Genomic DNA, 7,432 nt, shown 5'->3' on the forward strand with positions numbered 1-7,432 from the left:
AACAGGAGGAATGCGTGAGGAAACTGGTTCTACAGCTCGCCGTCGGCGCTGCCGCGCTGGCGCTTGCCACCGCCGCACAGGCAGGCGAGACGCTCGACCGTGTCATGAGCAAGAAGGCGATGGTTGTCGCCACCAACAGCGGGTGGCCGCCGCAGAGCTATCTCGACGACAGCAACCAGCTTGTCGGCTTCGACATCGATGTCTCCCGCGAGATCGGCAAGCGCCTTGGCGTCGAAGTCAGCTTCGAAACGCCGGAGTGGGCCACATTGACCGGTGGCCGCTGGCAGGGACGCTATGACGTCGGCGTCGGCTCGGTGACCCCGACCAAGTCACGCGCCCAGGTCATCGACTTTGCCGGCATCTATTACTACAGCCCCTATGTCTACGTCGTTCACAAGGACAGCAAGGCGAAGGCTGTCACCGACTTGAACGGCAAGGTCATCGGTGTCGAAACGGCAACGACTTCGGAGGATTTCATTCGTCGTCAGTTGGAAATAGACGCGCCGGGCCTGCCGCCGATCGAGTACAAGCTGGAACCGGGCGAGATCCGCACCTTCGCCGATTCCATGCTTCCCTTCGACGACCTTCGCCTCGGCGACGGCGTACGGCTCGACGCCGTGATTGCGCCGGAACAGACGGCGCTCAACGCCATCAAGAACGGTTATCCGCTGAAAGTGCTCGAAGGCGAATACGCGTTCAAGGAGCCGCTCGTCGTGATCGCGGAAAAGAACGACGCCGAGTGGACGAAGAAGGTCGGCGATCTCATCGCTGAGATGAAGAAGGACGGCACGCTCGCAGGCTTTACCACCAAGTGGTACGGCAAGGACTACAGCGCCGACTGAAGTGGACAAGTCTGTGGGGCGGCAGATCGTGCCGCCCGCACCCCCTAATCGCTGTCTGCAGGGCGCAAGAACATGTCCTATCCCGATACCTACTATAAAAACACGATGGTCGACCGGAAGGTCAGACCAGTGCTTTCCGAAACTATCGAATGTGACACGGTCGTTGTCGGCGGTGGGCTCGCCGGTCTGACAACGGCGCTTCAGCTCGCACGCGCCGGGCAGTCGATCGTCGTGCTCGAAGCGGAAAGCGTCGGCTTCGGCGCATCAGGCCGTAATGGCGGCTTCGTCAGCCCCGGTTTCGCGACCGGTGGCGAGAACATCGCTCGTGCGGCCGGTGCCGAAGGTGCACGTCAAATCCACCGTCTGTCGATCGAAGGCGTGGATTTCGTTCGTGATACGATCGCGGCGCTGAAGATCGAGAGCGCACATGCACAGCCCGGAATCACCAGTGTCTTGCGCTATGACGACGGCGGCAGCTTGAAGGCGCACGCCGATGCGATGCGTCAAAACTATGGGTACGAGTTGGAGTATTTCGACACTGAGCATATTCGCGCGGTGCTGAAGTCGAAGCGCTATTTCCAGGGCTTGCGTGACCCCAAGGCCTTCCACATGCATCCGCTGAACTACCTTCGGGCGGTGGCGGAAGAAATCGAGCGGCTGGGTGGGCGGATCTACGAGGGCTCGGCGGCAACGGCAAGCATGCTCGACGGTGCCGAAAAGACGGTGTCGACCGCTCGCGGCCGGGTCAGGGCGCGCCAGGTGGTCTTCACCACCGGTGGCTATACCGGCGCGCTCAATGGCCGGCTGCAGCGCGCCTTCCTGCCGATCGCCACCTATGTGATGCTGAGCGAGGAAGCACCGGAGCTGATCCGGTCGGCGATCGCCACCCGCGATGCGATCGGCGACAACCGCCGCGCCGGCGACTATTACCGGCTGGTGGACGGCGGCGAGCGGCTGCTCTGGGGCGGGCGCATCACCACCCGTGCCGCTTCGCCGGCCGCCCTTGCCGCCGAATTGCGCCGCGAAATGACCGGCACCTATCCGCAGTTGAAGGAACTGAAGACCGAACTCGCCTGGTCGGGCCTGATGTCCTACGCCCGCCACCTGATGCCCCAGATCGGCGAGATGCGGCCGGGTGTCTGGCATTGCACCGCCTTTGGCGGCCATGGCCTCAACACCACAGCGATCGGCGGCAAGCTGGTGGCCGAGGGCATTCTCGGCCAGTCCGACCGCTACAAGCTCTTCCGGCCGTTCGGCCTGGTCTGGGCCGGCGGCTATGCCGGACTGGCGGTGGCCCAACTCACCTACTGGAAACTGCAGGCACAGGACTGGTGGCGCGAGCGCGCCGCCTGAACGCCGGAGATTTGAGATGATTGGTCGTCTGATACTGACTTATCCGGATGTCGCGCGACGGTCCGGCCTGTTTCTCATGCTGGCGCTCGTCACGCTGGCGATCTACGGGCTCGGCATCAGCTCCGCCTGGATCGGCCATCTGCTGCCGCCGTCGACGGAATGGCTGGAGGCCAATCCGGCGCTCGCCCGGCTGGTCAGCGCCGGGCTGGTCGCGCTGATCGCGGCGGCGAACTGGAAGGCCTTGCGGCAATTGCCGCGCCGCGGCCAGGTGATCGGCGTCTGGGTCGAGCTTTTCGTGCTCCTGATGCTGTTCTTCTACTCGTTCGATCTGTCCTTCGCCTTCATCGCCAAGAAGATCGGCTACCTGGTCTCCCAGGGCGTCGTCACGACGCTCTACATCTCGGTGATCTCGATCGCGATCGCCACCCTGATCGCGCTCGTCGGCGCCATTGCCAAGCTGTCGAAGAACGGCGTCATCTACGGGCTCGCCACCTTCTACACCTCGCTCTTCCGCGGCCTGCCGCTGTTGATGCAGATCTACATCATCTATCTCGGCCTGCCCCAGGTCGGCTACGTCATCGGTGCGGTGCCGGCCGGCATCCTGGCGCTGTCGCTCTGCTACGGCGCCTACATGACCGAGATCTTCCGGGCCGGCATCGAGAGCATTCCGCGCGGCCAGACCGAAGGCGCGACCGCGCTCGGCCTCAGCCCCAACCAGACGATGGCGCTCGTGGTCATGCCGCAGGCGATGCGCGTCATCATCCCGCCGACCGGCAACCAGTTCATCGCCATGCTGAAGGACTCCTCCCTCGTCTCCGTCGTCGGTGTCTGGGAGATCATGTATCTCGCCCGCACCCAGGGGCAGACCGAGTTCCGTCACATCGAGATGCTGATAACCGCCTCGATGATCTACTGGATCCTGTCGATCGGCCTCGAATTCCTGCAGTCGCGTGTCGAAGCCCGCTTCGGGCGGTACAATGTCCGGTGACTAGGGTCCGTACGCAAATATCTTGACGAAGGTTTTGAGGTGCCCCGCCGTCTGCCTGGCCCGTGTTGAATTGGGCCGGGTACATGGCGGGTCGTTTCGCTAGAGAGCGTGCGGCTGTTGCGGAAACCCGCCGACATGGGTGCAGGTACGTGCAGCGAGGTCGCGCCCGGCCTCCAACCGTTCGACCAGTGGGCGGCCCTGAAGGTGAGCGAGAATGAAACCGGCGATAAAGCTGTCGCCCGCGCCCGTGGTGTCGACGACATCGACCGGCCGGCTTCCGGTTGACACCAGTTCGGCTCCGTTGCCGGCGAGCGAACCGAGGGCGCCGCGCGTCACGATGGCGAGCAGGGCTCCGCGAGCAAGGAAATCACCGGCCAATCGTTCAGCGTCCTGATCGCCGTCGCTGCCGGAGCCGAAGGCTATGCTGAGACCTTGCACGCCAAGGTTGGCCGGGGTGGCGTTGACGGACATATCCTGCGAGACGCTGACGCCTGCAGTTGCCAGTGCCCTTCGCAAGGCGCCGCCGTCGTCGAGCCAGCCGATATGCACGTGATCCATGGTTTTCAGGAGAGCGAGGTCGTCCGCGTCGGGTTGATAGCCGGCGCAGGCACCGAAATCCTCGTAGAGGAAGACACGGTCTCCCTCCGGGGTGACGCCGATGTCGGTATAGGCGGTGTTGACATTGCGCTCCTTGAGACCTGCGAGCCGCACGCCGTTCTGTTCAAGAACCTGCCGCACCTGCGCGCCGTCGCGGTCACCGCCGACGGCGCCGAAGTAGTGGGATTGGTGCCCAAGAAGCGCCCACTGGACGGCGACATTGATCGCGTTGCCACCGACATAGGCCTCGCTTATCGGCGCCTGGAAACGGTCAATGCAATTGTCGCCGACGGCAGCAAGGCGAAAGGTGGTCATGACGTCTCCTCGCAGGCGAATGGAAAGTCGCGAACGCGTTCTCGTATGCGCGACCGTCGGGCGAACGATTACGTATCGAACGCTCAGTAGGCAACGCGCTTGTAGTAACGCCGCGTCGTCAGAGGGTGATTGCGCATCACCTCGAGATGGGCGCTGATGCGCTCGAGCACGGTTGCAAGTACGATCGGCGCGACGAGACCACGCACTTCGGGAGAAAGTCCGGGGAGGGCGAATTCCGCCGTGTCGAGCACGGTAAGCTTGTTCGTGTAGCCGGGCACGAAGTTCTGAACGCGCTCGGCGAGCGGGCGCATCGCATCTTCGCCCTTGAACAGGATAACGCTGACATCGTCTTCCACCAGTTCAAGCGTTCCATGGAAGAAGTCGGACGCATGCACCGGACGGGTGCGAATCCACTGCATCTCCTCGAGAATGCACATGCCGTAGTAGAAGGCTTCCGGCCAGACGTTACCGGCGCCGGTGATGATGTGATAGCTCGAGCCGGCGAGAACCTTCGCATAATCCTCGGCCTGGGCTTCGAAGCCGCGCTTCACCTCCAGCAGCGATTTCGGAAGGGTTTCCAATTCGCCCACGATCCGCTCGTAACCTTCGAGTTCTCCGCGGTGGTGCATGATCGAAAGCGCGATGAAGAGTGATTGCAGATAGAAGGATTCGCAGGAGGTGTCGTCCTCGGCGAAGTTGACGAAGACGTGGTCGCCGCCTTGGCCGAGCGGCGTGTCCTTATGTCCGACGAGCGTCAATACCGTCGCGCCAACCGACTTTGCCTTCTCGAGCAGCGCCACACTTTCCTTCGTCGTGCCGGAGAGGGAGGGAATGACCACGATCGACCTTGAATTGAGGTTTGCCGATCCGGAAAGGACGAGCTCGGCCGGCAGGTCGATAAATGTGGGAAAACGGGACTGGCGTTGAAGGAGCTGGGCAGCCGGCTGCATCAGGATGGCGGCACCGCCTGTTCCCGTGAAAAAGATGTTCTCAGCGCCTGCGGCCAGGCAGGCCGCGATGGTTTCGTCGAGTTGTTGGCGCAGCGCGGCGGCGCCCGACTGGATGCGAAGAAATCTCTGCTCGTCAAAGTTCAGCATGACATGTTTCCCGATGGTTGCCTCGGCCGGTGGTCATGGTTGTCCACTGCCTCCCCAATGTTGTAAGACAACTGACAACAATGCAAAGCGGTGTCAAGGGCGATATCTCTGCACTACCAATTCGCATCGCGATGCCGGCTGAGAAGCAGCGAAAATTCGGGTGGACTGGGGCGCACTTGACCTTCCGGAATTTGTCAGACAAGAACATATTTACAATTGTTCGACGGAGTGAGAGGAATTGGACGAACCCCTTCGCGATACGCGCACACTGGTCATTCAGCTTCGCGACCGCATCGCTGACTTGATTCGCGACGAAGGGCTCAATCCTGGCGACAAACTGCCGACCGAGGCGCAGTTGACCCAGCGCTTCAAGATCTCGCGTCCTGCGCTGCGCGAAGCGCTGAAGCTGCTCGAACAGGACAGCATCATTTATGTCGAACACGGGCGCGGACGCTTCGTCTCGGCCATGTCCGCCGTTCAGGTCGATCGGCCCATCACCGTCTTTGAAAGCGTCACGGACATGGCCCGGCACTATGGCTACGCCACGGCCAACAAGGTTCTCTTCGTGGCGGAGGAAACGCCTGACGCCGCCACGGCTGAGCAATTGCGGCTTCAGCCGGGGGAGCGGGTTATCCGCCTCGAAAGGCTACGGCTGCACAAGGATGAGCCGATCCTCTATTGCGTCGATTTTATTCCGCGCAGCATCATCCCGGTGCGTCTTTACGATATCGATTGGACAGGTTCACTGCTCGACCTGCTGGACCAGCACCGGAGCAGGCCCAGGATGTCGGCGGCGATCGTTGCCGCCGTCCTGCTTCCCGATGATGTCGTGGAGCGCAACGATCTGCGCGATTTCGGCCCGGCACTGCTGATCCGCGAGACCTGTTTCAATGCCGCTGGCGTGCCCGTTGTCTACGCGCTCGACTATCACCGCGGCAGCCATTTTTCCTTCAGCCTGGCGCGGAAGTGATGCGGCCGATTTGAGGTCGGCCGCCAATCGATCTGTGACGGCAGGCGATGTGTGACGGCAGGTGTGCTCGTTACTTCTCCAGGCGCGCCGGGCTGAACTTCGAGGCATCGAGACCCACCGCGCCAAAGCCTTCCGGCGTTGCGGCACCGATCATGAGGCTTGCGGCGAGTGCGCCAAGGGCCGGGGAGGTGAGGATACCATAGCCGCCCTGGCCGGCGAGCCAGAAGAAATCCGGCCGGTCGCGGGCAAAGCCGATGACCGGCAACTTGTCGGGTGAGAAGCTGCGCATGCCGGCCCAACTCTTGAAGATGCGGCGAACCGGCACGGTGGTTGCCTCTTCGATGTAGTGGGCCGCCCAGGCAACGTCGATCTCCTCCGGCTGGACGTCGGCCGGCTCGCAAGGGGTGGCGTCTGCCGGCGAGGCGAGCAGCCGCCCACCTTCGGGCTTCATGTAGAAGTCTTCGTCGATCTCGTTAATCTCCGGCAAGGTGAGCGCGTCGATGCCTTCGGGCAGGTCGACGGTGATCGCCGTGCGTCGGTGCGGAACGATACCGACGGGCGTGACGCCGAAGAGTTGCGCCACTGGATCTGCCCAGCCGCCGGCGGCATTGACGATCGTCTTGGCGCTGATATCGCCGGCACTGGTCGTGATTACCCAGCGGTCGCCGTCGCGGCGCGGAACCAGCACGTCGGAGCGCTCGATGATCGCCGCACCTTGGCGGCGGGCGCCCCGGACGTAACCTTGGACTAGGTTTTCAACCTCGATGTCCCAGAAATGCGGATCGTAGTAGGCGGCGGCAACATAGTCGCGCCGGAGAATCGGCACCCGTGCAATGACTTCGTCGACCGGCAGCCGCTGAATCTCGGGGTTGGCGCGACGCTCTTCAATGAACACCTCTTCGAAGCGGTCAGCCTTCTCGGCGTTGGCAATCATGACGCCGCCGCGCTGCTTGAGCAGCGCCACCTCGGAGAACCCCTCAGGCGGATTGTCGAAGAAGGACTTCGAGATGGCGGCAAGCGCGCAGACTTCCGGTGCGTTGTAGCGCAGCACGAACTCTGCTGCCGAGCGGCCGGTGCTGTGATAGCCGAGCCCGTCTTCCCGCTCGATCACCACGACGGAGCGATGTGGCGCCAGGAAGTAGGCGAGTGATAGGCCGGCAATCCCGCCGCCGATGATCGCCACATCGTAGTCCCGCATATCACGCCTCCATTGGTTGTTGGCGGGACCATAGATAAGCCGCTATCAGCGTTCAAATTTATACCCGGAAAG

The 7,432-nt window shown here is 62.7% G+C and carries 7 protein-coding genes; 4 read left to right on the forward strand and 3 right to left on the reverse strand.

From position 1 onward, the window contains the following. The first annotated feature begins 14 nt into the window (after positions 1-14). The 3 genes from I8N66_RS11230 (at position 15) to I8N66_RS11240 (ending at position 3,183) form a co-directional block, all read left to right on the forward strand. Positions 15-842, forward strand: a complete 828-nt coding sequence (locus tag I8N66_RS11230; RefSeq protein ID WP_291153640.1) for a transporter substrate-binding domain-containing protein — start codon at positions 15-17, stop codon at positions 840-842. A gap of 72 nt (positions 843-914) precedes the next feature. Continuing rightward, the gene (locus tag I8N66_RS11235; protein WP_291153643.1) at positions 915-2,195 is read left to right on the forward strand and encodes an FAD-binding oxidoreductase; all 1,281 of its coding nucleotides are present in this window, start codon (positions 915-917) and stop codon (positions 2,193-2,195) included. Between the two features lie 16 nt (positions 2,196-2,211). Further along, positions 2,212-3,183, forward strand: coding sequence for an amino acid ABC transporter permease (locus I8N66_RS11240; RefSeq protein ID WP_291153646.1), 972 nt, complete (start codon positions 2,212-2,214; stop codon positions 3,181-3,183). A gap of 99 nt (positions 3,184-3,282) precedes the next feature. Here the strand turns inward: I8N66_RS11240 and I8N66_RS11245 are convergent, their stop codons facing one another. Together I8N66_RS11245 and I8N66_RS11250 are read right to left on the reverse strand one after the other, a co-directional pair. Then, the gene (locus tag I8N66_RS11245; RefSeq protein WP_291153649.1) at positions 3,283-4,095 is read right to left on the reverse strand and encodes a PfkB family carbohydrate kinase; all 813 of its coding nucleotides are present in this window, start codon (positions 4,093-4,095) and stop codon (positions 3,283-3,285) included. 83 nt (positions 4,096-4,178) lie between these two features. Beyond that, on the reverse strand, positions 4,179-5,192 hold the full coding sequence (locus tag I8N66_RS11250; protein WP_291153651.1) for an SIS domain-containing protein: 1,014 nt from the start codon (positions 5,190-5,192) through the stop codon (positions 4,179-4,181). Between the two features lie 238 nt (positions 5,193-5,430). On the opposite strand from I8N66_RS11250, the gene I8N66_RS11255 reads away from it, so the two are divergent. Then, positions 5,431-6,162, forward strand: a complete 732-nt coding sequence (locus I8N66_RS11255) for a GntR family transcriptional regulator (protein ID WP_291153653.1) — start codon at positions 5,431-5,433, stop codon at positions 6,160-6,162. 70 nt (positions 6,163-6,232) lie between these two features. Here I8N66_RS11255 and I8N66_RS11260 read toward each other — a convergent pair whose 3' ends face one another. Next, positions 6,233-7,360, reverse strand: a complete 1,128-nt coding sequence (locus tag I8N66_RS11260) for an FAD-binding oxidoreductase (RefSeq protein ID WP_291153656.1) — start codon at positions 7,358-7,360, stop codon at positions 6,233-6,235. Positions 7,361-7,432 lie beyond the last annotated feature (72 nt).

The sequence above is a fragment of the Ensifer sp. SSB1 genome (genome assembly GCF_016652895.1).
Classification (GTDB): Bacteria; Pseudomonadota; Alphaproteobacteria; order Rhizobiales; family Rhizobiaceae; genus Ensifer.

What these genes read in the sequence shown, in the direction of transcription:
- I8N66_RS11235 (WP_291153643.1), top strand. Translation starts at nt 915, where the DNA reads ATGTCCTATCCCGATACCTACTATAAAAACACGATGGTCGACCGGAAG.
- I8N66_RS11245 (WP_291153649.1), bottom strand. Translation starts at nt 4,095, where the DNA reads ATGACCACCTTTCGCCTTGCTGCCGTCGGCGACAATTGCATTGACCGT.
- I8N66_RS11260 (WP_291153656.1), bottom strand. Translation starts at nt 7,360, where the DNA reads ATGCGGGACTACGATGTGGCGATCATCGGCGGCGGGATTGCCGGCCTA.
- I8N66_RS11250 (WP_291153651.1), bottom strand. Translation starts at nt 5,192, where the DNA reads ATGCTGAACTTTGACGAGCAGAGATTTCTTCGCATCCAGTCGGGCGCC.
- I8N66_RS11240 (WP_291153646.1), top strand. Translation starts at nt 2,212, where the DNA reads ATGATTGGTCGTCTGATACTGACTTATCCGGATGTCGCGCGACGGTCC.